23 protein-coding genes are annotated in these 24,133 nt (G+C 70.5%); 6 read left to right on the top strand and 17 right to left on the bottom strand.

Going from position 1 to position 24,133, the window contains the following annotated elements:
- Positions 1-4 precede the first annotated feature (4 nt).
- Positions 5-766 carry a DUF6319 family protein gene (locus EL493_RS33660; RefSeq protein ID WP_019048587.1) on the top strand — a complete coding sequence of 254 codons (762 nt, stop codon included), beginning with the start codon at positions 5-7 and terminating at the stop codon, positions 764-766.
- 175 nt (positions 767-941) lie between these two features.
- On the opposite strand, the gene EL493_RS28440 is transcribed toward EL493_RS33660, so the two are convergent.
- Complete coding sequence (locus EL493_RS28440) at positions 942-2,444, bottom strand: GGDEF domain-containing protein (protein WP_019048586.1); 1,503 nt, start codon at positions 2,442-2,444, stop codon at positions 942-944.
- A 296-nt stretch (positions 2,445-2,740) separates the two neighbouring features.
- Between EL493_RS28440 and galK the strand changes: the two genes are divergently transcribed.
- The gene (gene galK, locus EL493_RS28435; protein WP_019048585.1) at positions 2,741-3,862 is read left to right on the top strand and encodes a galactokinase; all 1,122 of its coding nucleotides are present in this window, start codon (positions 2,741-2,743) and stop codon (positions 3,860-3,862) included.
- Positions 3,863-3,962: 100 nt separating this feature from the next.
- Complete coding sequence (locus EL493_RS28430) at positions 3,963-5,300, top strand: family 1 glycosylhydrolase (RefSeq protein ID WP_019048584.1); 1,338 nt, start codon at positions 3,963-3,965, stop codon at positions 5,298-5,300.
- Positions 5,301-5,306: 6 nt separating this feature from the next.
- Here EL493_RS28430 and EL493_RS28425 read toward each other — a convergent pair whose 3' ends face one another.
- From EL493_RS28425 to EL493_RS28370, 11 genes are all read right to left on the bottom strand, one after another.
- Positions 5,307-6,887 carry an alkaline phosphatase D family protein gene (locus tag EL493_RS28425; RefSeq protein WP_022567090.1) on the bottom strand — a complete coding sequence of 527 codons (1,581 nt, stop codon included), beginning with the start codon at positions 6,885-6,887 and terminating at the stop codon, positions 5,307-5,309.
- Between the two features lie 71 nt (positions 6,888-6,958).
- A complete protein-coding gene (locus tag EL493_RS28420) occupies positions 6,959-7,654 on the bottom strand; it encodes a hypothetical protein (protein ID WP_019048582.1) in 696 nt (231 codons plus the stop codon).
- A gap of 122 nt (positions 7,655-7,776) precedes the next feature.
- Positions 7,777-9,246, bottom strand: a complete 1,470-nt coding sequence (locus EL493_RS28415) for a PepSY-associated TM helix domain-containing protein (RefSeq protein ID WP_019048581.1) — start codon at positions 9,244-9,246, stop codon at positions 7,777-7,779.
- A gap of 223 nt (positions 9,247-9,469) precedes the next feature.
- Positions 9,470-10,030: a hypothetical protein gene (locus tag EL493_RS28410; protein ID WP_019048580.1), complete on the bottom strand. Its 561-nt coding sequence runs from the start codon at positions 10,028-10,030 to the stop codon at positions 9,470-9,472.
- A gap of 55 nt (positions 10,031-10,085) precedes the next feature.
- Positions 10,086-11,744 (bottom strand): acyl-CoA synthetase, encoded by a 1,659-nt coding sequence (locus EL493_RS28405; RefSeq protein WP_019048579.1) that lies wholly within the window; start codon positions 11,742-11,744, stop codon positions 10,086-10,088.
- 105 nt (positions 11,745-11,849) lie between these two features.
- Positions 11,850-13,475 carry an acyl-CoA synthetase gene (locus EL493_RS28400; RefSeq protein ID WP_019048578.1) on the bottom strand — a complete coding sequence of 542 codons (1,626 nt, stop codon included), beginning with the start codon at positions 13,473-13,475 and terminating at the stop codon, positions 11,850-11,852.
- Between the two features lie 99 nt (positions 13,476-13,574).
- Positions 13,575-14,072, bottom strand: coding sequence for an ArsR/SmtB family transcription factor (locus EL493_RS28395; RefSeq protein WP_019048577.1), 498 nt, complete (start codon positions 14,070-14,072; stop codon positions 13,575-13,577).
- A gap of 97 nt (positions 14,073-14,169) precedes the next feature.
- Positions 14,170-14,805 (bottom strand): hypothetical protein, encoded by a 636-nt coding sequence (locus EL493_RS32560; protein ID WP_019048576.1) that lies wholly within the window; start codon positions 14,803-14,805, stop codon positions 14,170-14,172.
- Between the two features lie 151 nt (positions 14,806-14,956).
- Positions 14,957-15,334, bottom strand: coding sequence for a PIN domain-containing protein (locus tag EL493_RS28380; RefSeq protein WP_019048575.1), 378 nt, complete (start codon positions 15,332-15,334; stop codon positions 14,957-14,959).
- On the bottom strand, positions 15,331-15,645 hold the full coding sequence (locus EL493_RS28375; protein ID WP_019048574.1) for a type II toxin-antitoxin system Phd/YefM family antitoxin: 315 nt from the start codon (positions 15,643-15,645) through the stop codon (positions 15,331-15,333). Before EL493_RS28375 ends, EL493_RS28380 begins: the two co-directional genes overlap by 4 nt.
- 86 nt (positions 15,646-15,731) lie before the next feature.
- Complete coding sequence (locus EL493_RS28370) at positions 15,732-16,718, bottom strand: AurF N-oxygenase family protein (RefSeq protein ID WP_126405917.1); 987 nt, start codon at positions 16,716-16,718, stop codon at positions 15,732-15,734.
- Between the two features lie 223 nt (positions 16,719-16,941).
- Here EL493_RS28370 and EL493_RS28365 point away from each other — a divergent pair, with 223 nt between their 5' ends.
- A complete protein-coding gene (locus EL493_RS28365) occupies positions 16,942-17,904 on the top strand; it encodes a DUF5996 family protein (protein WP_019048568.1) in 963 nt (320 codons plus the stop codon).
- 61 nt (positions 17,905-17,965) lie between these two features.
- Positions 17,966-18,544, top strand: coding sequence for a maleylpyruvate isomerase family mycothiol-dependent enzyme (locus EL493_RS28360; RefSeq protein WP_019048567.1), 579 nt, complete (start codon positions 17,966-17,968; stop codon positions 18,542-18,544).
- Between the two features lie 3 nt (positions 18,545-18,547).
- Here EL493_RS28360 and EL493_RS32555 read toward each other — a convergent pair whose 3' ends face one another.
- The 4 genes from EL493_RS32555 to EL493_RS28340 form a co-directional block, all read right to left on the bottom strand.
- Entirely contained in the window at positions 18,548-18,898 is a 351-nt protein-coding gene (locus EL493_RS32555) for a hypothetical protein (protein ID WP_126405915.1), read from the bottom strand.
- Positions 18,899-18,965: 67 nt separating this feature from the next.
- Positions 18,966-19,157 (bottom strand): hypothetical protein, encoded by a 192-nt coding sequence (locus EL493_RS28350; protein WP_126405913.1) that lies wholly within the window; start codon positions 19,155-19,157, stop codon positions 18,966-18,968.
- Positions 19,158-19,179: 22 nt separating this feature from the next.
- Positions 19,180-20,397 (bottom strand): acyl-CoA dehydrogenase family protein, encoded by a 1,218-nt coding sequence (locus EL493_RS28345; protein ID WP_019048565.1) that lies wholly within the window; start codon positions 20,395-20,397, stop codon positions 19,180-19,182.
- A 31-nt stretch (positions 20,398-20,428) separates the two neighbouring features.
- Positions 20,429-21,823, bottom strand: a complete 1,395-nt coding sequence (locus tag EL493_RS28340; RefSeq protein WP_022565473.1) for an acyl-CoA dehydrogenase family protein — start codon at positions 21,821-21,823, stop codon at positions 20,429-20,431.
- A gap of 130 nt (positions 21,824-21,953) precedes the next feature.
- On the opposite strand from EL493_RS28340, the gene EL493_RS28335 reads away from it, so the two are divergent.
- A complete protein-coding gene (locus tag EL493_RS28335) occupies positions 21,954-23,372 on the top strand; it encodes a glycosyltransferase family 39 protein (RefSeq protein ID WP_019048563.1) in 1,419 nt (472 codons plus the stop codon).
- Here the strand turns inward: EL493_RS28335 and EL493_RS28330 are convergent.
- The gene (locus tag EL493_RS28330; protein ID WP_019048562.1) at positions 23,369-24,130 is read right to left on the bottom strand and encodes an alpha/beta fold hydrolase; all 762 of its coding nucleotides are present in this window, start codon (positions 24,128-24,130) and stop codon (positions 23,369-23,371) included. The genes EL493_RS28335 and EL493_RS28330 overlap by 4 nt on opposite strands.
- Positions 24,131-24,133: the final 3 nt, after the last annotated feature.

Genomic DNA, 24,133 nt, shown 5'->3' with positions numbered 1-24,133 from the left:
CACGATGTCCTCGCCGAGCACCAAGTCCGCATCCCGCCGATCCGCCACCCAGGTACTGTCCGAGGCCGAGCTCGCGCGCATCGCGGGCGAGCTGGCCGAGGGCAAGCCGCCCATGGTGTGGTTCACCGCCGCGGCCGTGGGGGTGGCCGAGGGTAAATCGGGCAAGGTCGTCGCCCTCGGCGACCCGTCCGACGGTGACTTCCTGCAGGTGAAGCCCACCGGTTCCAAAGATGTGCTGTCGTTCGGCCCCAGCGAGGTGACACTGACCAAGCCGGCCCGCGCGACTACCGTAGCGCCGGGCGGATCCGCGCGGACCCGCCCGGAGAGCGTTCCCGAGCCGAGCAACCGAAAGGACACCACTGTGACCCAGCCGTCGACCCTGCCGAGCGCCGCACCCACGCCGCCCGCTCCTCGGTCGCTCGCGCCCGTTCCCGACGAGACCGCTCCCGCGCCCAAGCCGGCCGCACCGCGTCAGCCCAAGGCCCCCGCGGCCCGCAAGCCCAAGGCGCCCGAGGTCACCGTCACGCTCACCGGCACCGCCGACGGCGAATGGACCGTCGACGTGGTCAACGGCAAGAAGCGCAGTGTCAAGGGCCTCGCCGTGAGCAGCGGCGCCGTCGCCCAGGCCGCCAAGATCCTGCACCCGGAGGTCGAGGAAGTCGTGGCCGGCATCCTGGAGGCCGCGCGCGGCGCCCAGGAAGCCAAGGTCGCCCAGCTCCAGGCCGAACTGGAGGCGGCCAAAAGGCTTCTCGCGGAGTTGAATTGAGCGCTGGCGCGCTCGAGTTCGCGGCCCCTGGTGTCCCGCCGGTCCGGTGCCGGTGCTTGCTCCTACGTCGCCTACGCACCGGCACCTGACCGGCGGGACGGCCGCGAACCGCCGCTGACGCGGCGCCCCTCCTCAGGGTCGGGGTTCGGGGTTGCGTCCTGGATGGCCGTGTCGGTCAGACGGCTGTGCTGGTCGGTCTGCCCGCGCGCAGTGGTGGACGATGCTGTGGCGCCGCGCGCAGGCCGTCGTGGAAGGCGAGGCCGAGGCGGTACTCCTTGGCGTGGTACATCGCGGCGTCGGCCGCCCGGATCAGGTCGTAGACCGTGGAATCGGTCGGCCGGGTGGCCACGCAGGCCACGCCGATGCTGGCGGTGATGGGGATTTCGCCGCAGCTCAGGTCGAACGGGCGCACGAACGCGCCGAGCAGCTGCTGGGCGAGGACGGCGGCCTCGGCCCTGGTCCGGGCGGCGAGGACGACGAATTCGTCCCCGCCGTAGCGGGCGGTGACATCGGAGCGCCGGGCCGTGCGCCGGATGCGGGCCGCGGCCTCGGCGATCAGCTCGTCGCCGACCGCGTGCCCGTAACTGTCGTTGACCATCTTGAAACCGTCCAGGTCGATGAACAACAGGCACAGCGGTTTTCCCGCCCACTCCGCGCGATGCCGGTGCGGTGCGCGCAGTAGCGCGCTCCGGTTGAACAGGCCGGTGAGCAGATCGTGGTCGGCCTGGTACTGGGCTCGGCGTTCGCTGCGCAGACTGCGCGCGATGGCGCGTTCGCTGCGCACCAGCACGCCCGCCAGCAGCAGCGTCAGCAGCAGGCAGATCACCGCGCGGTCGCCCGCCCCGAGCTCGGCGCCCACCGCGCTGACCAGCGACGCGGCCACCAGCGCCACCGCGATCACCCCGGCCCGCCTGCGCGAGCGGTGCGGGTGTACGTCGGCGTCGGCGTGGGTGGCGCCCATGGTCGGGTGCAGCGCGGCGAGCCCGGCCAGCAGGTACCCCCACTGCTGTGGCACCAGCGCGAGTTCGCTGCCGACCGCGAGAGTGCCGGCGGCGGTGAGACTGTCGAGCAGACCACCGATCAGCACCGCGATCAGCGCCGCCTGGAGCAATCGCAGCGCGGTCTCGGTGCGGACCACGGTCGCCAGCGAATGCGCGAGCACGGTGAGCAGCAGTGCCTCGATCACCGGGAAACCGGCGGCCAGCACGGTGTCGAAGCCCGCGGACTGACGCAGGATCGGCGAGATCAGGAAGGTCCACGAAGCCAGCAGGGCGCTGAGCCCGATCAGTGTGGAATCCAGCCAGAGATCCCTGGTGCCGACCAGCCTGCGCGGCTGGAGCCAGCCCACCGCGGCCAGCCCCAGACAGAGATACGCCGTGACGGTGCACAGATCGTCGAGCGGAGGCCAGGGCGTGGCGGGCCAGAGCTGCCCGATCGCGGTGCCCGTGGCGAACAACGGCACCGACGCGGCCAGCAGATACCAGGGCATCGGGTGCGCTGGCCGATGGTGGTAGAGCCCGGCGCCGATCATCGCCAGACTGCCCGCCACGATCACGACCAGCAACAGCAGCGACAACGACCGGGTACCGAACAGCGGAGCGACGAGCGCGGCCACCGCCGCGCCGAGGACCACCGCGCACCAGCGCAGGTTCCCCCGGTGTGTCTCGCTGATGCTCATCAGCCCCCCTCGATCCTGCTGCGCACGCGACGAGCGCCGATCGAACGTGAGGCCGGTGAATTCTCGCGGGGCGTCGGCCGGGGAGCACCGAGTGTTGTCGTCCGAGCAGAATTCCCAGCCGGCTGACGCCGACGCTCAAAACCTTTACAACTCAGTCGATCATGACACGTCCGGGCACCCGATGTCGCGCCCTTGACGGCATTGGAGGATACCGATTCGGCACCGCGTGCCCGACCACCGGGGTCCGCTGGAATGTGATGGGATCTGCGCAGCGCCGGGAACGAAAGGGAGCGGGAATGCACAGGTGGTTCGCGCCGGGCCGGGTGAATCTGATCGGCGAGCACACCGACTACAACGACGGGTTCGTGCTGCCGATCGCGCTGTCGCTCGGCGTCGTCTGCGCGGCCGCGGCGCGCGACGACGGCAGCGTCCGGCTCCGCTCGGCGCAGCGGCCGGGAGAGGTCGTCGAGGTCGGCGTCGAAGAGCTTGCGGCGCAACGCGATCGACTGCCGGCGTGGTCGCGGTATCCGCTCGGTGTCGTCTGCGAGTTCGTCCGCCGCGGGCTCCCGGTCACCGGTGTGGTGCTCGCGGTCGACGGGACGGTCCCGATCGGCGCCGGGCTGTCGTCCTCGGCCGCGCTGTGCTGCGCGGTGACGGTGGCGCTGCGTGATCTGTTCGCCCCCGGCCTGCCCGATCGCGCGCTGGTCGACATCGCCCACGCCGCGGAGAACCGGTTCGCCGGGGTGCCGACCGGTGTGCTCGACCAGACGGCATCGATCCTGTGCACCGCCGGGCACGCGCTGTTCCTCGACGTGCGCGCCTACACCGCGCCGGGCGGACCGAAACCGGTTTCGACGGAACAGATTCCGTTCGACCTCGACGCCGCGGGTCTGGCGCTGCTCGTCGCCGACACCGGCCACCCCCACGACCTCGCCGACGGCGGCTACGCCGAGCGCCGCGCCCAGTGCGAGGCGGCCGCCGCGGCCCTGGGCGTGCCCGCGCTGCGCGACGCGAGCGAGGCCGACCTGCCTCGCCTGGCCGATCCGCTGCTGCGCCGCCGCGCGACCCATGTGATCGGGGAGAACGCCCGGGTGCGTGCGGTGGCCGACCGATTGCGCGCCGGCGCCGACCCGCGTGTCGTCGGCCCGCTGCTCACCGCCTCGCACCGATCCCTGCGCGAGGACTTCGCGGTGTCGGCGCCGGCGCTCGATCTCGCGGTCGACGCCGCCCTGGCCGCGGGCGCGCACGGGGCGCGGCTGGTCGGCGGCGGCTTCGGCGGCAGTGTGCTCGCCCTGGTCGACCGCACCGCCACCGACCGCGTCACGGCGGAGATCGAACGACGGTTCGCCGGAGCCGGATTCGCCCCGCCCCGCGTGTTCCTCGCCGAACCGGCCGCCGGAGCGCGGAAAGTGGACTGAAAAGCCATCAATTTGAACAATTGACCAGTAGAGTGCGGGCTTCCGGACGTCGGTGCCGGGCCACGCGCTACGCTACACATCCCCGGGGAGATTCTGCCGCATGAGACGCATTCTGTGCACGATTCTGTCGGTGGCGGCCCTGGTCGCGAGCGGCGGCACCGTGGCGGGGGCCGCGCCGGCGGATGGCGGTGGGTCGAGTTCCGGCGCACCCGCGCCCCGGACGGTGCCCGCGCTCGGCCGCGACTTCCTCTGGGGCGTGTCGATGTCGGGCTTCCAGTCCGAAGGCTCCGCGCCGGACAGCAATTGGAGCCGATACGCCAATTCCGGCAAGGCCAGGCACCGATACGGCGAATCGGTCGACTTCTACCACCGCTACGCCGAGGACATCGATCTGGCCGCGGGGCTGGGCGTGGGGGTCTACCGGCTGAGCATCGAATGGGCGCGGGTGCAGCCCCGGGCCGGGGTGTGGTCCGACGCCGACTTCGGCTTCTACGACGCCGTGCTCGCCAAGATCCGCGCCGCGGGCATGCGGCCGATGCTCACCCTGGACCACTGGGTCGTCCCGGGCTGGGCGCTGGACCGGGGCGGCTGGAAGAACCAGGCCATGGTGGCGGACTGGCTGGCCAATATGCAGCGCGTGGTCGACCGGTACGCGGCGTTCGATCCGCTGTGGGTGACGATCAACGAACCGATGGGGTATGTCGCGCAGTCGCTGAAGATCGGTGACATCGGGGCGCTCGACATCCAGCCGATGTTCGACCGGCTGGTGCAGGCGCACAGCGCGATCTACGACTACATCCATCAGCGCCAGCCGGGCGCGCGCGTCACCAGCAATGTGGCGCAGTACCCGATCGTGCAGAACCTGACGGACCTGCTGTTCGTCGACCGGGTGCGCGCCAAACTCGACTACCTCGGCATCGACTTCTACTACGGCACCTCGCTGCAGCATCCGCCGACCACCGCGCTGCTGGGCGACGAGCTGTGGAAGAACGCGATCGAGCCGGAGGGCATCTACTACACCCTGCGCGTGTACGCCGAACGCTTCCCGCGGCTGCCGATCTATGTGGTGGAGAACGGCCTGCCGACCGAGAACGGCGCGCCGCGCGCCGACGGCTACACCCGCGCCGACCACCTGCGTGACACGGTGTACTGGATCCAGCGCGCGCGGCTCGACGGCATCGACGTGATCGGCTACAACTACTGGAGCCTCACCGACAACTACGAATGGGGCAGCTACGCACCGCGTTTCGGCCTCTATACGGTGGATGTGGCCTACGACCCCGGCCTGACCCGCCGTCCCACCGACGCGGTGGCCGCCTACCGCGCCATCACCGCGGCCGACGGTGTCCCGCCGGACTACCGCCCCACCCGCGACCCCGCGCTCTGCTCCGTCGTCACCCCGCTGGACAGCTGCCTGCGCCCGGTCTCGGTGCCCTGATCGGCCTCAGACCTGCACCGCGCCCGGCACACCGTCCTGGACGACGAAACTCGCTCGCGTGGAGATCGGCGCGCCGGGGGTGGTGACATAGGGCACCACCCGGAAGTCGGTGCGCCACAGCCGCTGATCCAGCTCCACCCGCGCGTAGCCGCGCTGCCGGTTGTAGAACTTCAGATCCGGGTTGGCCGCGAGCAGCACCCGGCCGCCGTCGGTGAGGTCGGCGCCGTCGCCACCGGTGGAGATCGAGGTGCCGATGAACTCGGTGGCGACGACCGGTGATGCGGGGTCGGTGTAGTCGCCGCGCAGGTCGGCCACACAGTTCTCGTGCCGGTCACCGGTGATCACCACGAGGTTGCCCGCGGACCGTTGCCTGGCCGCGCCGAGCACGGTGTCGCGGTCTGCCACGTAGCCGTCCCAGGCGTCGGTGCCGAGGCGTAGATCCGGCCCCGGGTCGTAGTCGGATTGCGCCATGGCCACCTGATTGCCGAGCACCTGCCAGCGGGTCGAGGAGGTGGTGAGACCGTCGACGAGCCACTCCCGTTGCGCCGCACCCAGAATCGTGCGGTCGGTCGCGTACCGGTCGGCGCAGCCGGTGACGGCCGAACCGTCGCCACAGGCCTGCGGCGAGCGGTACTGCCTGGTGTCGATCATGGTGAACTCGGCCAGATCGCCGAAGCGGTACCGGCGATGCAGGTGCATCGCGGGTCCGGCGGGCAGCTGGGCCAGGCGCATCGGCTGATGCTCGTACATCGCCTGGAAGGCGGCCGCCTTGCGGCGCCGGAACAGCGGCGGCAGCCGGTGGATGTCGACACCGAGACCCGGTTGCGCGCCGGCCCAGTTGTTGTCGATCTCATGGTCGTCGAGGGTGACCAGCCACGGGAAGGCCGCGTGCGCCGTTTGCACCGGTGCCTCCGCCTTGACCTGGGCATAACGCAGGCGGTAGCCGGCCAGATTCACGGCCTCACCGTCGAGTTGCGGTGGGGCGGTGGCGCCGCGACGGGCCAGCACCCACGAGCTCTCGTAGATGTAGTCGCCCAGATGCACCACCAGGTCCAGGTCCTCGGCCGCGAGGTGGTCGTAGGCGGTGTAGTAGCCCGAACTCCACGACTGACACGACGCGAAGGCGAACCGCATCCGCGCGGTCGGGCTGCCCGGCGCGGGCGCGGTCCGGGTGCGGCCGACGGGGGACAGCGCCGAACCGGCCCGGAACCGGTAGAAGTACCACCGGTCCGGGGCCAGCCCGGCGACCTCCGGGTGCACGCTGTGGCCCAGCGCCCGGGTGGCCACCGCCGAACCGCGCGCCACCACCCGGGCGAAGCGCTCGTCCTCGGCGACCTCGTAGTCGACGGTCACCGCGTCGACGGTCATCCCGCCGTAGCCGTCCGGTGCGAGCGGGTCCGGCGCCAGCCGCGTCCACAGCACGAACCCGTCCGGCGTGGGATCACCCGAGGCGACCCCCAGCGAGAACGGCTCACCGAGCCGCCGCGGCGCCGCGAACCGGGCGCTGCTCACCGCCGAGACGCCGACCAGCGCCGCCACCGAACCGGACGCACCGAACTGCAACAGCCGCCGACGCGACACCACCATCGACCAGACCTCCACTCACCGGGTTCCCTGCCGATTGTGTCGGGTTCGGGCCCGGTGCGCGAGGACGACGCCTACTTGGCGGGCGGGGTGAACGGGGCGTTGATGGTGGTGAAGTACTGGATCGCGGCGCCGACCGCGACCGGGGCGGCGATGAAGATCTGGCCCGCCAGGGCGCCGAGGGAACCCACGGCCAGGATGCCGCCGATGCAGCCGACGGCCGCGGCCGGGAGGAACGGGCCGAACAGGCCGATGATGGTCGCCGAGGCGACGGTGGCGCCGACGATGCCGCCCAGTACGCAGCCCACCGCGCCACCGGCGATGCCGCCGACCAGCGCGCCGACGCTCGCGCCCAGGCTGATCGTGCCCGTCATCCGGCTCCAGGCGTCCTTCTCCCGGTCGTACTCCGACTTCCACGGCGCGGAGTTCTCGAACGGCAGCGCCACCGGCTTGTACACCGCCTTGGCCGGGTCGAGCTGCGGGGTGAGGGTGGCGGTGCGGCCGGAGATCTCCGCGGTGATCGGGAACTCGAAGTCGTCGAGCCGGAAGTGCAGCGGAGTGGCGGCGACGACGGTGCCGTCGGCGGCCACGACCTGGAACGCGCCGTCCTCGGCGACCAGCGAGCCCGCGTCCGTGGTGATCAGCGAGGCGCCGCCGACAGCCTCGGCGGTGAAGTTGATCGGCGCTTGCTCGGCGTGCGCGGCGCCCGCGGCGGCGGTGCCCGCGGTCAGCAGGGTGGCGGCGGCGAGGGCGAGGGTGAGGAGCTTCATGGCTTTCGGTGATTCCTTCATCGGTAGGTAGCGTCGGCGGGCGCGCGTCATCACGACGGCACCCGCGAACGGGAAAAGTTGTGTCGGCGTGGCGTTTTCGCCGCGCCGTGTGGGGGAGTGGGTCAGGCGGCAGGGGTGGCGCGCGCGGCGAGTCCCAGACCGAGATCGATCAGCAGGAAGCCGAGCAGGCTCACGCCGATCAGCGGGATGAACCAGCCGATCAGCAGCGCGGCCGCGACCAGCGGGACCGTGAGCCACAGCGAGGTCTTGCGCAGCACACCGCGACGGGGCGCGGTGCCGACCGCGAAACGGCTCGTCGCCCGGGTCGGACGACGCTTCCACCACATCAGGTAGCCCAGCACGATCAGCGCGCACAGGCCCAGCGCCACCGCGAGCAGCAGCAGCTGGTTCGGCAGCCCGAACAGCAGACCCATGTGGAAGGCGATGCCCCAGTTGGTCAGCTTGGCCATCAGCGGCCAATCGGCGAAGGCCAGCCGGTCGGTGACCGTGCCGGTGCCGTCGACGGCCACCGAGTCGATGCTGTAGGTGCCGGACTTGCGCAGTTCCTTGACGGCGAACGCCTTCTCCGGCTGCGCCGGGATCGCGATCTCGGCGGCCTGATCGATGCCGTTGACCCGCGCGGTCGCCCACACGGTGTCGAGCTGGGCGATCCGGGCCGTGGCATCGACCGGGGCGGGCGCGGTGTGGCCCGCGCTGTGGTGATCCCCGCCCGCCGACTGCGCCGGACCGGCCGCGCCGGGCAGCTTCACGTTCACCGCGGGCGTGGTCCAGCTCATCTCCTCGCGCAGCGCGGTGACGTTCTCACCCGCGTAGGCCGACCAGGTGATGCCGGTCGCCGACAGCAGCACCGCCACCGGCAGGATCCACACACCGATCGCGCCGTGCCAGTTCAGCTTGCGCCGCTTGGGCTCGGACAGATCCGGCGCGAGCAGCCATCCGGCCGAGCGCCGGGCCCGGCGCTTGCGCACCCGGTGCACCCACAGCACCAGCCCGAACAGGGCGATCACCCACAGCCAGGACGCGGCGAGCTCGCTGTAGAGCCGGCCGGTCTCGCCCAGGTGCAGGCTGCGATGGAATTCGCTGATCCAGGTCCGCAGCGGCAGCGCGCCGCCGCTGCCGTAGACCACCGACTCGCCGACCGGCTGGGCGGTGTGTGGGTCGACGAACACCGAGAGCCGCTCGGAATCACCGAGTGTGGGGTCGTTGAACAGCACCCGGGTGGTCTCCCCGTCGGCGGGCGCGGGGGCCACGGCGACCAGGGTGAGGTCCGGTGTGGTGGCCACGGCGGCGCCGACCTGGGCCGACAGCGGCTGGGCGGGGCCGGAGGTGTCGACCTGGAGCAGATCGCGCGAGACGAACCCCTCGATGGTCGGTGCGATCGCGTAGAGCGCGCCGGTGAGCGCCGCGATCAGGATGAACGGGGCGACGAAGATGCCCGCGTAGAAGTGCAGGCGCAGGGCCAGCGGATAGAGACGGAGGCCCCGGCGGGCGCCGGAGCGGGGACGTCCACCGGAGACCGGTGGTGCCGAGACGGGTTCGTCCTCGGCCGGACGGGTGTCCGTGATGCTCATCGTGATTCGTTTCTGGAGTACGGGAACCCGGCGCGCCGAAGGGTGCACAGCCTCGCCCGGGCGGCAGCACGTGCTGCGTCCGGGGGCGACGGCGGTGCACACGGGTGCGGTTCGAGGGCGCTGTGCACGCACGTCCGGCGGCGAACCGACATCGAGTCCGATCGGTCCGGCGAAGACGCGCGACAGCGCACGGCGAGAACCGCGCACCGGGTGAGGGAAAAGTTCAGAAAGGAATCGCGAGCGGCGGACCGCGGGTGCGCAGCGACTGCGCGGCGAAGATCCGCAGGATGACGCGGTCACGATGGACCAGACGCAGCGGCGCCGGGTCGGGTACACGCGGCGAGCGGTACCGCAGGGGCAGGACCCGCGCCACGACGGCGCAGGCGATCCGGTAGGCGGCCTCGGTACCGAGGATGATCGCGGCCGCGAGTACCGCGGCCACGGCGTGCGCGGTGAGCATGCCGAGGCCGAGCGAGTCGTCGCCGTGGTGGGCGTGCCCGGACCAGCTCATCGTCGTGTGGCCCAGCAGCTGACCGCCCAGCAGCACCGCCGCCAGACCGGTCGCGCCCCGGCGCAGCGGTCCGATACCGGCGACGACCGCGCCGATCACCGCCGAGACCGCGGCCAGCAGGACCACCGTGGTGCTGCCCGGCAACGCGCCGCCGGAGACCAGCCCGTGGGCGGCCAGCGAGAGCGCGCCCGACATCGAGCCGGCGCAGGCGCCACGCAGCCGCGCGCCCAGGGCACGCGGCGGCGCGGACGCCTGCTCGAACTCGATGATCACCGGCTGATGATAGACGACCGGTATCGGCCGTCCGGCCGCGATGCGGGCGGGCGGCTCACGCCTCCTCGACGCTCATCTCGATCAGCGGCTTGCGCAGCAGCTTGCCGGTGGCGTTGCGGGGCAGCTCGTCGAGGAAGATCACCTCGCGCGGCACCTTGTACCGGGCCAGGTTCTCCTTGACGAAGTCCTTGATCTCCTGGGGATCGCGGGCCGAGTCCGGGCCGGGCACCACGATCGCGCGCAGCCGCTTGCCGTAGTCGCGGTCGTCGACACCGACCACGGCCGCCTCGAACACGTCGGGGCGGCCCGCGATGAGGTTCTCCACCTCGAGCGGGAAGACGTTCTCGCCGCCGGAGACGATCATGTCGTCGTCGCGGCCGTCGATGTAGAGCAGGCCGTCGGCGTCGAAATGGCCGACGTCGCCGGAGGACATCATGCCGTCGACGATCTCCTTGGTCCGTCCGTCGGTGTACCCGGTGAAGGCGAAACCGTTGTCGACGAAGATGGTGCCGGTGACGTTCGGCTCGGTGATCGGCTTGCGGTTCTCGTCGAGCAGCACGATCCGGATGCCGACCGGCGCCTTGCCCGCGGTGGTCGGCGCCTTGCGCAGATCGGCGGGGGTGGCCACCGTCATCACCGCGCACTCGGTGGAGCCGTACAGGTTGTAGAGGCTGTCACCGAAGTAGTCCAGCGTGCGGGTCACCACGTCGGGCGCGATGGCCGAGCCGGCCGCGAAGATGACCTTGATGGTCTTGGGGTCGTAGTTCGCCAGTACCGCGTCGTCCAGGTCGAGGATGCGCTGCAGCATGGTGGGCACCACGATCAGCGAATCCGCCCGGTACTTCACGATATTGGCCAGCGTCTGCTCCGGATCGAACCGGCGCTGCTGGAAGATCACCCGGTTGCCCAGCGCCAGGCCGAGGGTGAACTGCGACAGACCGGTGCCGTGGAAGATCGGCGCCGCCATGATCATGGTGCCGTTGTTGGGCAGCGGCACCCGGTCGACGAACTGCGCGGAGGCGAACGGGCTCACCTTGTCGCGCGGGGCGCCCTTGGGGGTGCCGGTGGTGCCGCTGGTCAGGATGACCATGCCGCCCGGCTTGGCCGGCGGGGTCAGCGGCGCCACCGAACGGCCCGCCGAGAGCGACTCCACGGTCGGAATCGACGGGTCGACGCCGTGGGCCTCGTCCACCCAGGTGAGCACCCGCGGGATCTCGGCGGGGATGGCGCTCATCAGGTCGACGAACTCGCTGTCGTGCAGCACCGCCTTGACCTTCTCGCGCGCGGCCACGTCGGCGAACTGCGGCTTGGCGAAACCGGTGTTCATCAGCACCGCGCGCACGCCCAGCTTGCCCGCCGCGAGCAGGCTCAGCACCATGCCGCGATGATCGCGGGCCAGCACCGCGATGACGTCGCCCTCGGCGATGCCGCTCGCGCGCAGCCCGCGAGCCAGCGCGGTGGACTGCTCGTCGAGCTGCCCGAAGGTGAGTTCACCCCGCTCGTCGACGATGGCGCCCGCGTCCGGCCGCGTCTGCGCGGCGTGCATGACCACACCGGCGAACGGGCCGAACTTCGAGACGTTGAAGAACGAGCGGGCGGCATGGTCGGGGCGCAGCGGATTGAACAGCTTGCGGTCCATCATGACCTTGACGCCGAGCGCGAAATCACCGGCGCGCCGGGCGGTCCCACTCAGCGCGGGCAGAGACAGAGACATCGAACAGCCTTCCGGCAGACCGATCCCACGGCGAACACGCGGGGCCGGACCGCGTCATCGAGATCCAGTGCTGGTGCTAACAATAGCAAGCATCCGAGATCGCGATCACTGTGAAACCTCATAGTCGACCAGCACCCGGCGCAGGATCTTGCCGGTGGCGTTGCGCGGCAGTTCGTCGAGGAAGACCACCTCGCGCGGCACCTTGTACCTGGCCAGATTCTCCTTGACGTGCGCCTGGATCGCGGCGGCGTCGGTGGTGTGGCCCTCCTCGAGCACGACGAACGCGCGCAGGCGCTTGCCGAACTCCACGTCGTCCACGCCGACCACCGCGACGTCGAACACGTCGGGGCGCTCCACCAGCAGGTTCTCCACCTCCTGCGGGAAGACGTTCTCGCCGCCGGAGACGATCATGTCGTCGTCGCGGCCGTCGACCATGAGCAGGCCGCTCGCGGTGAAGTGGCCCAGGTCGCCGCTGGACATGAAGCCGTCGATGATCTGCTTGTTGCGGCCGTCGGTGTAGCCCTCGAAGGGCGCGCCGCTGCGCACGAAGATCCGGCCCGCGGTCTCCGGGGCGGTGACCCGCTGGTCGTTCTCGTCGTAGAGGCGGACCTCGCAGGTGATCGGGGAGCGCCCGCAGGTACCCGGCGCCTCGGCCAGCTCGGGCGGGGTCGCGATGGTCGCGATGGCCACCTCGGTGGACCCGTACAGGTTGTAGAGCACCGGACCGAACGCCTCGGTGGCGCGGACGCACAGTTCCGGCGAAAGCGCGGAGCCGGCGAACAGGATGACCTTCAGCGAGGACAGGTCGTACTTGGCGCGCACCTCGGCGGGCAGTTCGGTGAGCCGGTGCAGCATGGTCGGCACACAGACCAGCATCTCCACCTTGTGCTCGGCGATCGCGGCCAGGGTGGCCTCGGCGTCGAAGCGGCGGCGCATGACGATCTTGTTCGACAGGATGCTGCCGACCAGCCAGGTGCCCAGACCCGTGCTGTGGAAGATCGGCGACACGATCATCATGGTGCCGCGCTTGGGGAAGGGCACCCGGTCCACGAACTGCGCGGTCGCCATCGGGGTCACCTTGGTGCGCGGCGCGCCCTTGGGCAGGCCGGTGGTGCCGCTGGTGAGGATGATGAAGCCGCCGGGCTTGCTCGGCGCGGGCAGCGGTTCGGTGGAGTTGCTCGCGATGAGGTCGTCGAACGAGGTGGCGCCCGCGGGCAGTTCGGTGCCCTCGTCGACCCAGGTGAGGAAGCGCGGCAGCTCCGGCGGCAGCGCGTCGAGCAGGCCGATGAACTCACTGTCGTGCAGGACGGCGCGCACGTTCTCGCGCTGACACACCTCGGCGAACTGCGGCTTGGCGAAACCGGTGTTCATCAGCGCGATCCGCGCGCCCAGCTTGCCCGCCGCGATCATCGACATGATCAGCCCGCGATGGTCGCGCGCCAGCACCGCGATCACGGTGCCCTCGGTGATGCCGGCGTCGTGCAGCCCGCGGGCCACCGCGGTGGACTGCTCGTCGAGTTCCCGGTAGGTCAGCTCGCCGCGTTCGTCGGCCAGGGCGACCTGGTCGGGGGCGATGCGGGCGGAGTGACGGACCAGGGTGGCCTGCGGGCCGTAGATCTTGGATTCCTTCATCGTCCGCAGGGTCTCGAGCGGCTGCGTCGGATCGGAGACGCCGCGTTTGCGCAGCACACCCAGTGCCTTCACGCTTTCGAGCAGATGGGTCACGTTCACTCGGCTACCTCCACAGCATCGATCCCTGGATGCTCACGGTAGCAGTCCCTGTGCCCTGGATCACAGGATTCTAAACGGGCAATTAGGACATTTCTTCGATCACCGTTGCGCGCTCGCCAACGCGGCGAGCAGCGGGACCAGCCTGCCCTCGGGCACCTCGAACCGTCCGAGGCCCGCGGTCTGCAGCCAGCCGACCGCGGCCAGCTGCCGCAGATGCTGATAGATCTCGGCCGAGGTGCCCAGCTCCTCGATGGCGGCGAGGTCGGCCGCGGTGCGCCTGCCGTAGACGATCTCGCGCAGCAACCGGAGCCGCACCGGATTGGCCAGCACGGCGAGGCACGTGGCGGTCTCGTGCGTCCAGACATCGTCCACGATGGCGTCGGTGGCGAATTGCGCCTGCCAGTCCAGCCGTTCGCCGGTGGGCAGTTGCAGCGCGCCGGCCAGCAGGACACCGCCGTTGCGCACGCCGCCCGCGTCGAATTCTTGCCGCAGCCGCGCCACCGCCCACGGCAGGTCGGCGTCACCGCCGCCGGGCCGTGCGTTCTCCAGGGCGGCAACCCGCCGTTCCAGTTCTTCGAGTCGGTCGACCAGATCCACGCGGCAAACCTACGCCACCGCGAACCCGTTGCGCTGCAGTCGTCCACGCGAACGCACCCCGGACCCGTCGGGGTTCCGGGGTGCGCTCGGTGGGGGACTAGCGGGTGACGGCGCCGAAGGACGGCTGCTGGATGGTGCCCAGCTGGTAGGCGTAGCCGTCCGGGTGCGCCTCGTCGACCGGCACCGACCAGCGGTGCCACAGGTTGCCGAAGACCGCGGCCACGACCAGGCCGCCGCCGGTGTTCAGCGGCGCGGAACGGATGGTGGTGTCCACCGGCACGTCCTGGTGCTCGGTGAGCACCGCGGTGCCGCTCTGGCCGCTGGTCAGATTCAGCCACATGACCTCGAGCTTGGCTCCGCCCTGGTTGGGCGAGATGGTGCCGGGGCCGCCGAAGAAGCCCATCCGGAAGCCGTCGATGTCGAGCGCGATGCCGGAGCCGTACACGCCGGCGCCGGCGCCGTTCTGGCCGATGTCGGAGGTGGCCGGGATCTGGAACGGCTGGGCGGGCAGCGCGACCTCGACCGTGCCCTTCTCGACCAGCTTGTCCAGGGCGGCGAGCGCGCCCGGGTTGTCCGCGACGGTCGTGCGCAGCTGGGCCACGGCCGCGGCCACGTCGACGGTGGTCTGCGGTGCCGGTTCGGCGACCGCGGGGGCCGCGAAGACGACGGCGACGGCGGCCGAGGTGGCGGCCACCGCGGTGGTGAAGCGACGCATGAAACTCAGATGATGCATAACCAGCTCTCCTCGAGTGTTCCTGGTACTGCTCTTTCTGGTGATTCGTTCGCTCAGGAAGCAGGCCCCCGGTCATACCGCCTGGGCCGCGCGACTACTCGGTCGCTGCGTGCACGGTAACCGACAGCGCCGCCGCGCGCGGGCACCGGCCCTACGGCATCGGCGCGATCTGCACCTTGTACCCGCGATACAGCTCCGGCTTGGCGGTCAGCACCGGCATGTCCAGGTGCTGCGCGGTGAAGACGACGGGCGCGACCAGCGGCCATTCGGTGTGGTCGTCGGCCATAGGCACGGTGGTGCCGGTGCGGATCGCGGTGGCGGCGTCGAGTTCGGCCCAGCGCACCGCGACGCGGTTGTCGAGCAGTCGGCCCAGTTCGTCGATGTTGTCGACGGCGCGCATCGCGGCCATCAGACTCACGGTGGGCACCACCATGATCCGGCGCTGCTGGGTGAACTGGCGCATGATCACCTGGCCGAACAGGGGCGAGCGGGCCAGCGAGGTGAGCGCGGTGTGGTCGGCGACGCTCACCGCAGGCCCGCGCCCGTGCCGTCCAGTGCGCTCATGAGGGAGTCGAGTTTCGCCTCGGCGTCGGCGATCTCGTCGGCCGAATGCTGTTTGATGCGGTCGTCGAGGCCGCCCAGGATCTGCTCGCGCAGGTCGTCGTTGAAGTAGGCGGGGGGCAATGCCCCGTGCCGCAACACCTCGGCTGGTACCACCGCGACCAATTCCTTCCCCTCCCGCGTCACGATCACCGGGCGTCCGCTCGCGGAGACCCCGTCGAAGACACTACCGAGCTGGCCCCGTAATTCGGTCAGCGGCACAGTTTCATAATCGGCCATAGTCCACTGTACATCGGTGTGTACAGTCCGGCCCGGAAAGCGGGCGCCCGCCGGAACCCGGGGTCCGGCGGGCGTCGGCGGTGGTCTCAGGCGACCTTGCGCGCGGGCTCGCTGCGGTACCGGGTGACCGGGCCGTCGATGCCGAGCAGCCGCCAGGTGAGCTTGGCGACCGGGTTCATCATGCCGCTGTTGGTGGCCAGGGCGCGCACGTCGCCGAAGATGTTGCGCATGGTGGTCTGCGACTCCTCGCCGCCCCAGTACGCCTCGCGCATCACCTCGGCGGGGATGTCGAACTTCTCCACGAATTCCTTGGGCGGCGTCATGATCATGTCGAGCATCACCCGCATGGCGATGGGGAAGGCCACCGACAGCACACCCTTGGTGATCGGGTTCATCCCGGGCACATTGCGGCGCAGGTACTCGTGCGCGAACGAGATGTGCCTGGCTTCCTCGGCCACATGGATCTGCATCACCCGCTGCACCATCGGATGCAGGTCGACTCCGGCGCGCAGCAGCGACTTCTGCAGGTGATCGATCGGCTCCTCGCCGCCGAGGATCATCGTGAAGAACAGCTCCGGGAAGTACTTCACCGCGGGCCAGATCGCCATCGTCAGCTTGCGGTCGATGCTGCCCATGCCGACCACATCGCGGTAGCCGATGCGGTTGATCATCTCCTGGAACATCATCGTGTGGTTGCACTCTTCGGCCGCCTCGTGGGTGACGTACCGGAACTCCGGATCACCATTGGGGACCGAGACCAGGTACTGCATCAGCCCGCGGATCAGCAGCTGCTCGAAATCCAGGCCGACCTTGGCGATCCCCGCCTGACGCCACATGCCCATGGCGATCTGGCGCTCGACCGGCTGCGCCTTGTACCAGGGGTGGCGGCCCAGCGGGTCCTCCTCCGGCATGATCCAGCGCGGGTCATCGGCGTGCACGGCGAATTCCGGTGCGTCCCAGTCGATGTCGACATAGGGATCGAAGTGCCGGTTCACCGAGCCTTCGGACAGGTTGCGCAGGATCTCGTGGTACTCGGGATCGGTTGCGGTGTTCTTGAGCGTGGTTGACAGCATCGGCGACGTCTCCTTCGGGGTGGCGCGCATCTCACTTTATATGGGACTCGGAGTCTCAGGCAACTGTACGGGCGCTGACATGCGGTTGCTGCGCGCCCTACCTGGGTCGACGTACGATGAGGCATCGCAGAACGTGTCGGACGGTTGACCAGTCAGCCAGCTCCTGGCTGCCAGTGAACGGGCGGGCCCACGTCGGTCACGCGCCGAGAGAGCGAGGATCGCGATGCCCCACCTGACTCCGGCGAAGGCCGTCTGGCCCGCGCTGCGCGTGGACTCCTGGATCGATACCCGCGACACGCTGCACATGTGGACCCAGATCATCGGCAAGCTGAAGATGGCGGGCACACCGCTGGTCAACCACTGGTGGAACGTCACCTTCGCGGTGAACGCGCGCGGCCTGGCCACCGGCGCGATTCCCGTCGACGGGCGGTTGCTCGACATCGAATTCGACTTCACCGACCACGAACTGGTGCTGCGGACCAGCGACGGCCGGCACGCCACCGTCGCGCTGCGGCCACGCACCGTCGCCGACTTCTACGCCGAACTCGGCCATGTGCTGGGGCGCCTGGACATCGTGGTCGACATCGAGGCCTCACCCAACGAGGTGGACCCGGCGATCCCGTTCGCCGAGGACACCACGCACCGCTCCTACGACGGCGACGCGGTGCATACGTTCTGGCAGCAGCTGGTCCAGATCCAGCGCGTCTTCGGGCTCTGGCGGGCCGGGTTCGCCGGGAAGTCGAGTCCGGTGCACGTCTTCTGGGGATCGCTCGACCTGGCCTGCACCCGCTTCTCCGGCCGCAGCGCGCCGCTGCATCCGGGCGGCGCGCCGAACTGCGCGGACTGGGTCATGGAAGAGGCGTACTCGCGGGAATGCGCCAGCGCCGGTTTCTGGGCGGGTGGCGCCGAGGGCACGTTCTACGCCTACTCCTATCCCGCCCCCGACGGTTACTCCGGCGAGCCCGCCGGTCCCGAAGGCGCCGCCTGGGATTCCACGCTGGGCGAATTCGTCCTCCCGTACGAGGTGGTCCGCCAGAGCGAGGACCCCGACGCGACCCTGCTGCACTTCCTCGACACCACCTACGCCGCGGCCGCCGACCTGGGGAAATGGGATCGCAAACTTCTCGACGTGAACCCGCACCGGCTCGATCGCAGGCTGCATCTGGACGACACCACCGCGCTGTGACCGATGAATCCGGCGCGGCCGGGTCGTCACTGTGGGTAGATCACCGACCCCAGGAGTGACCATGGACCGCGACCGGATCCAGGCGTGGCTGCGCGCCGAACGGCTCGACCTCGCCGATTTCCTCGACACCCTCGGCCCGGACGAGTGGGCGCGGCCGTCCGCGTGCGCCGGCTGGACCGTGCACGACGTCCTCGCCCACGTCACCTCCACCGACACGGTCCGCGACACCGTCGTCGGCCTGATCCGCGCCAGGGGCGACTGGAACCGGATGACGGCCCGCCTGGCCACCGACTACGCCGCCCGCCACACCCCGGCCGACCTGATCACCCAGCTGCGCGCCGCCGCCGACTCCACCCGCCGTGCTCCCGGCGCCGCCCCCATCGACCCGCTGGTGGACCTCATCGTCCACGGCCAGGACATCGCCCGCCCGCTGGGCCGCACCTGCACCGCCCCCACCGACACCGTCCTGGCCTGCCTGGATCACGTTATGGCCAGCCGCTTCTACGGCGCCCGCACCCGCCTGCGCCGCACCCGCCTCACCGCCACCGACACCACCTGGACCCAGGGCCCCGGCCCCACCGAAATCGAGGCTCCCGCCCTGGATCTCCTCCTGGTAGCCACCGGCCGCCCGGCCCCGTAGGCCTCAGCAGCGCCGCCGCCACCACGGTTCGTCGGCCGCGGCGTGCGGATCGGGGTGCGTGCGGGCGAGGAATCGCTCGTCGAGCGGGCGGATCAGTGCCCGCAACTCCCGCGCGGCACCGCGTGACAGCACCCGAAGCGCCTGCTCGAGCACATCACGCGAATTGTTCACGGAGGGACAGCATCCCGGCTCTCCACAGCCACCGTCCCAGCGCGCCTCGCGCAGCCGTCGGCGCGGTCCGTGCGCGACGGCCACCCAGCCCGCCATCGCCTCGCCGACCGCCCCCGGCCACCATCGGGCATCCTCGAAATCGGCTATCTCGCGCTGTGCCCGCGCGGAAACCCCTGAAACCACACGTCGGTTCGTGCCGGACTCGCCCCGCGCGGAGCGAGGCCTGTCGGCACGAACGCGGCCCGGCGCCTTACGCGCCATCGGCCTTTCGTCGAAGAATCATCACGACAGCCATGCTGACAAACCCGGAAGATCCGGTCAATACTCGGTATTCGGCGTCGAAGGTATCGGCGTCATTACTGGATCCGCCGACCGGCACCGGATCGACACGACCAGCCACCATAAAGAAAAATCCGGTGCGAGTCGGCAAGTCGACTCGCACCGGATTTCTGTTGTCTAGCAGCTCACTTGAGCTCGGCGCTGGTCTTGCCGAGGACCCGGCGAGCCACGATCAGCTGCTGGATCTGCTGGGTGCCTTCGAAGATGTCGAGGATCTTCGAGTCGCGGCCCCACTTCTCCAGGAGCAGGCGCTGCGAGTAACCCACGGTGCCGGCGAGTTCGACGGCCTTGAGGGTGACGTCGGTGCCGGTGCGGCCCGCCTTGGCCTTGGACATGGAAGCCTCGAGCGAGTTCGGCTTCTTGTTGTCGGCCATCCAGGCGGCGCGCAGGGCCAGCAGGTAGGCCGACTCGTAATCGGCTTCCATGCGCAGGAATTCGGCCGCGGCGGCGTGCTGGTTCATCGCGGGGGTGTCGTAGGAGATCTCGACACCGGCCTCGGTGAGGATGGTGCGCAGTTCCTCGAGCGCGGCGCGGGCGACACCGATGGCCATGGCGGCCACCAGCGGGCGGGTGTTGTCGAAGGTCTGCATGACCCCCGCGAAACCCTTCTCCACGTTCACTTCCGGCGAGCCCAGGATGTTGTCCGCGGGAATGCGGCAGTCCTGCAGCAGCAGCACGGCGGTGTCGGAGGCCTTGATGCCGAGCTTGTGCTCGAGCCGCGCCACCGACAGGCCCGGAGCGTCGCGCGGGACGACGAAGGACTTGATCGCCGCGCGACCCAGGCTCTTGTCGACCGAGGCCCACACCACGATGTGGGTGGAGCGCTCACCGGCGGTGACGAAGATCTTCTCGCCGTTGAGGACCCACTCGTCACCGTCGAGGACGGCGGTGGTGGTGACCGCGGCCGAGTCCGACCCGAAGGACGGCTCGGTGATGGCCATCGAGGCCCACACCTTGCCGAAGCGGGCCAGCTGCTCGTCGGTGGCGACCGCGGCGATCGCGGCGTTGCCCAGGCCCTGGTAGGGGATGGTCAGCATCAGGCCGACATCGCCCCACGAGGTCTCGAGCGCGTTGAGCAGCGCGGACATGTTGCCGCCGTTGGCGTTGGCGAGGATGTCGGTCTCGCCCGCCTCGTCGTTGCGGCCGCCCGCGGCGCCACCGATCTTCTGGGTGCCGGAGTCGGCCAGCCCTTCGACCATGGCGGCCATGGTGTCGAGCTCGACCGGGTACGCGTGCTCGGCGAGGTCGTACTTGCGCGAGATGGGACGGAAGATCTGGGAGGCGACCTGGTGGGCCTGGTTGGCGCTCGCCTTCAGCTTCTTGGGGAGTTCGAGATTGATCATGGAATTCTCCTGGGTATCGAAGACGGACCGACTAGACCAGCACCACGCCCTCGGCAACGCCGACGGCTCGCAGGTCGCGGTACCACCGCTCGACCGGGTGTTCCTTGGTGAAGCCGTGACCGCCGAGCAGCTGCACGCCGTCCAGGCCGATCTGCATGCCCTTGTCGGTGGCCAGCTTGCGCGCCAGCGCCGCCTCGCGACCGAACGACAGGCCCTGCTCCGCGCGGGAGGCGCCACGCAGGGTCACCAGCCGCAGGCCGTCGAGCTCAATCGCCATGTTGGCGACCATGAACGCGACCGCCTGCCGGTGCGAGATCGGCTCGCCGAACGCCTCGCGCTCGTTCACGTACGGGATCACGTAGTCGAGCACGGCCTGGCCGGTGCCGATGGCGAGCGAGGACCAGCCGAGGCGGGCCAGCTGCACCGCGTCGGTGTACTCCTGCGCGCGGGTCTTGGCGTCACCGTCGCCGAGCACGGCCTCGGCGCCGACGGCCACGTTGTCCAGGATCAGCCGGCCCAGGCCCGCGGCGCGCAGACCCATGCTCGGGTCGGCCTCCACGGACAGGCCCGCGGTGTCGGACTCGACGATGAACAGCGCGGGGCGGCCGTCGAGCTCGGCGGCCACGATGAACAGCTCGGCGTCGGCGGCGGCCGGGACCAGGCTCTTCACGCCGTTGAGGCGGAAGCCGCTGGGGGAGCGGGTGGCCTTGGTCTGCAGGGCGAACGGGTCGAACAGCGCGCGCGGCTCGCTGATGACGACCGAGGCCTGCGGCACGTTCTCGCCGGTGAAGGCGGGCAGGTAGGTCTGCTGCTGCGCGTCGGTGCCCCACTGCGACAGCGCGACCGCGACGCCGCTGGGCGCCAGGATCGGCAGGGCCAGGCCCATGTCGCCGTGCGCGAGGGCCTCGGCCACCAGCGAGTTGGTGACGGCGCCACGTTCGCCCGCCGCGCCCTCGAGCTCCTCGGGGACATTGATCAGGGTGATGCCGAGTTCGGCGGCGCGCTCGAGCAGGTCGCGCGGGGCCTTGGCCGCGTTGTCGGCCTCGTAGGCGGCCGGGCGCAGGATCTCGCCGGCGAAGTCCTTCACGGTCTCGACGATCATCTGCTGCTCGTCGGACGGGGTGAGGTCGAAGTAGTCCTTGGTCTTGGACTCGTTGTCGGGCAGGCGCTTGGGCTGGCCGCCGCCGGTGACCTTGGCGAAGGTGCGGGTGGCCGCGCCCAGGGTGCGGAACCCGGTCTTGGTGCCCTCGTAGGTGACGCGTTCGATGGGCTTGCGCAGGTTGTACTTCTCGGCGAGCTCCGACCCGGTAATGGTCGTCAAAGCGCGCATCGCCGTGCCCATCCAGTCCCGCTTGGGCTGGCTGAGGCCGACTGCGGACGTGTCGTTCGGACGTCGCTTCGTCGCGCTGTCTCGAGTGCTCATCATCACCTGATTTCCTCGGCTGTCGGGGCGTTGGGGACCCCAGCTATCTTACTCCTCGGTAAGACTATCTTACTCCGGAGTAAGAAGCTCGTCGATGTCCGGGAAATCGGCGATTCCGTGTCATTCTGGACGAGTGACCGCAATCGCGTCGGTTTTCGCCGTGGTTCTGTCGATCACCACGACGCGCTATGGCTACCACCGTGACGAGTTGTACTTCCTGGCCGCCGGACGGCGGCTGGACTGGGGGTATCCCGATCAGCCGCCGCTGACGCCCGCGCTGGCCCGGCTGATGTCGGCCATCGACCCCGATGCGCTGTGGGTATTACGGCTGCCCGCGGTCGCCGCCGCGACCTTCGTCGTGGTGTGTGCCGGACTGATGGCGAAACAGCTGGGTGGTGGCCGTGGCGCGCGGGCGCTGGCGGCGGCCGCGGTGGCGGGCGCGTCGCTGACGCAGGCCGCCGGGCACCTGTTCGGGACCACGGTGTTCGACCTGGCCGCCTGGTCGCTGATCTGCCTGCTGGTGCTGAAGTTGCTCGGCGGCGCCGACCCGCGGTGGTGGCTCGCGGTGGGCGCGGTGGCCGGGCTCGGGGTGCAGAACAAGGTGCTGATCGTCGTCCCGATCGGCGCGCTGGTGGCCGCCGTCCTGCTGACAGATGCGCGAAAAATGTTCGCCACCAGGTATTTCGCGGCCGCGATCGGGATCGCGGCGGTACTCGCGGCGCCGTACCTGTGGTGGCAGGCGGGCAATGGCTGGCCGCAGTGGACGCTGAGCCGGGCGATCGCGGGCGGGTCGTCGGGCACCTCGGATTCGCCGATCATGTTCGTGCTCCTGCAGTTCGGGCTGTTCGGTCCGCTGCTGGTGCCGCTGTGGGGGTACGGGCTGTGGCGGCTGTGGCGCTCGCGATATCGGGCGTTCCCGCTCGCCTACGGCCTGCTGTTCGGGCTGTTCCTCGCGGCCGGTGGGAAGGCGTACTACCTCGGCGGGATGTATCCGGTGCTGCTCGCGGCCGGCTCGGTCGGGCTCGCCGCGGCGCTCGACAGTCACCGGAAGCGCTGGGCGGCGGTGGGTTCGGTGCTCGCGGTGAACGCGGCGCTGTCGGCCGTGCTGTTCCTGCCGGTCCTGCCGGTGGCCGCGGTGCCGGACTCGCCGGTGCTCGCGGTGAACTACGACGCGGGCGAGACGATCGGCTGGCCACGGGTGGTCGCGCAGATCGCGGCAGCCCGGCCGCCCGACGCGGCGATCCTCACCGCGAACTACGGCGAAGCCGGTGCCGTCGAACGCTATGGCGCCGAATACGGGCTGCCGACACCGTATTCGGGCCACAACGCGTACGGCTGGTGGGGCCCGCCGCCCGACTCCGCGACCACGGTGCTCACCGTCGGCATCCAGCGCGAGCGACTCGCCGACCTGTGTGCGGTGGTCGAGCCGGCGGGCATGCTCGACAACGGACTCGGCATCGACAACGACGAGCAGGGCGCGCCGCTGTTCGTCTGCCGGGACCCGGTGCGGCCGTGGTCGCAGGTGTGGCCGCGGCTGCGGACTCTCGGTTAGAGCCCGCGCCGGGACAGGAAGTCCAGCAGCACCTTTCGCCACGCGTCGGGCCGCTCGGCCATGACCACGTGGCCCGCGTCGATCTCGGTGTACTCGGCGCCGGGGATCGCGGCGGCCAGCGCGCGCGAGTTGGCGGGATCGACGAGCAGATCCGCGGTCGTGTTCACGATCAGCGTCGGTACCGCGATGCCGGCCAGGTCGGCGGTGGTGTCGACCGTCTCGATCAGTGCCGCCTGCTGCCGCGTGCCGCCCGGGATCGCGGCGGCGGTCTGCGCGACCAGCTCGTCGATCGCCGACGCGGGCAGCGCGTTGACGAACTCGGTCGAGAAACCGGTCAGCAGGACCAGCCGCGCGAAGCTCTCGTACGCTCCGCGCGCCAGCAGATCCTGCCAGGCCCGCACCGCCAGCCGGGCGCGGTTGTCGGGCGCGGCCAGCCCGGCGGTGAGCACCAGACCGGTGACCCGTTCCGGATGCCGGGCGGCGGCGCGCACGGCGACGACCGTGCCGAGCGAGAAACCGACGACCGTGAAGGTCGGCACGCCCGCGTCGACCGCGGCCGCGACCAGCGCGTCGGCGAGGGCGTCGAGATCGAGCACGGTGTCGTCGGCGGGGTAGTCGGAGGCGACCACGGTGTGGGCGGCGGCCAGGTCGGCCAGCACCACGCTGAAGTTGCTCTCGATCGCACCGCCGGCGCCGTGCGCGAGGACGATACCGGGGCCGGAGCCGTGCACGGTGGTCTGCAGGGGAATCGTTGTCATGCG

This window comes from Nocardia asteroides (assembly GCF_900637185.1).
In the GTDB taxonomy this organism is placed as follows: domain Bacteria; phylum Actinomycetota; class Actinomycetes; order Mycobacteriales; family Mycobacteriaceae; genus Nocardia; species Nocardia asteroides.
This window is presented reverse-complemented; position numbering and strand designations above follow the sequence as displayed.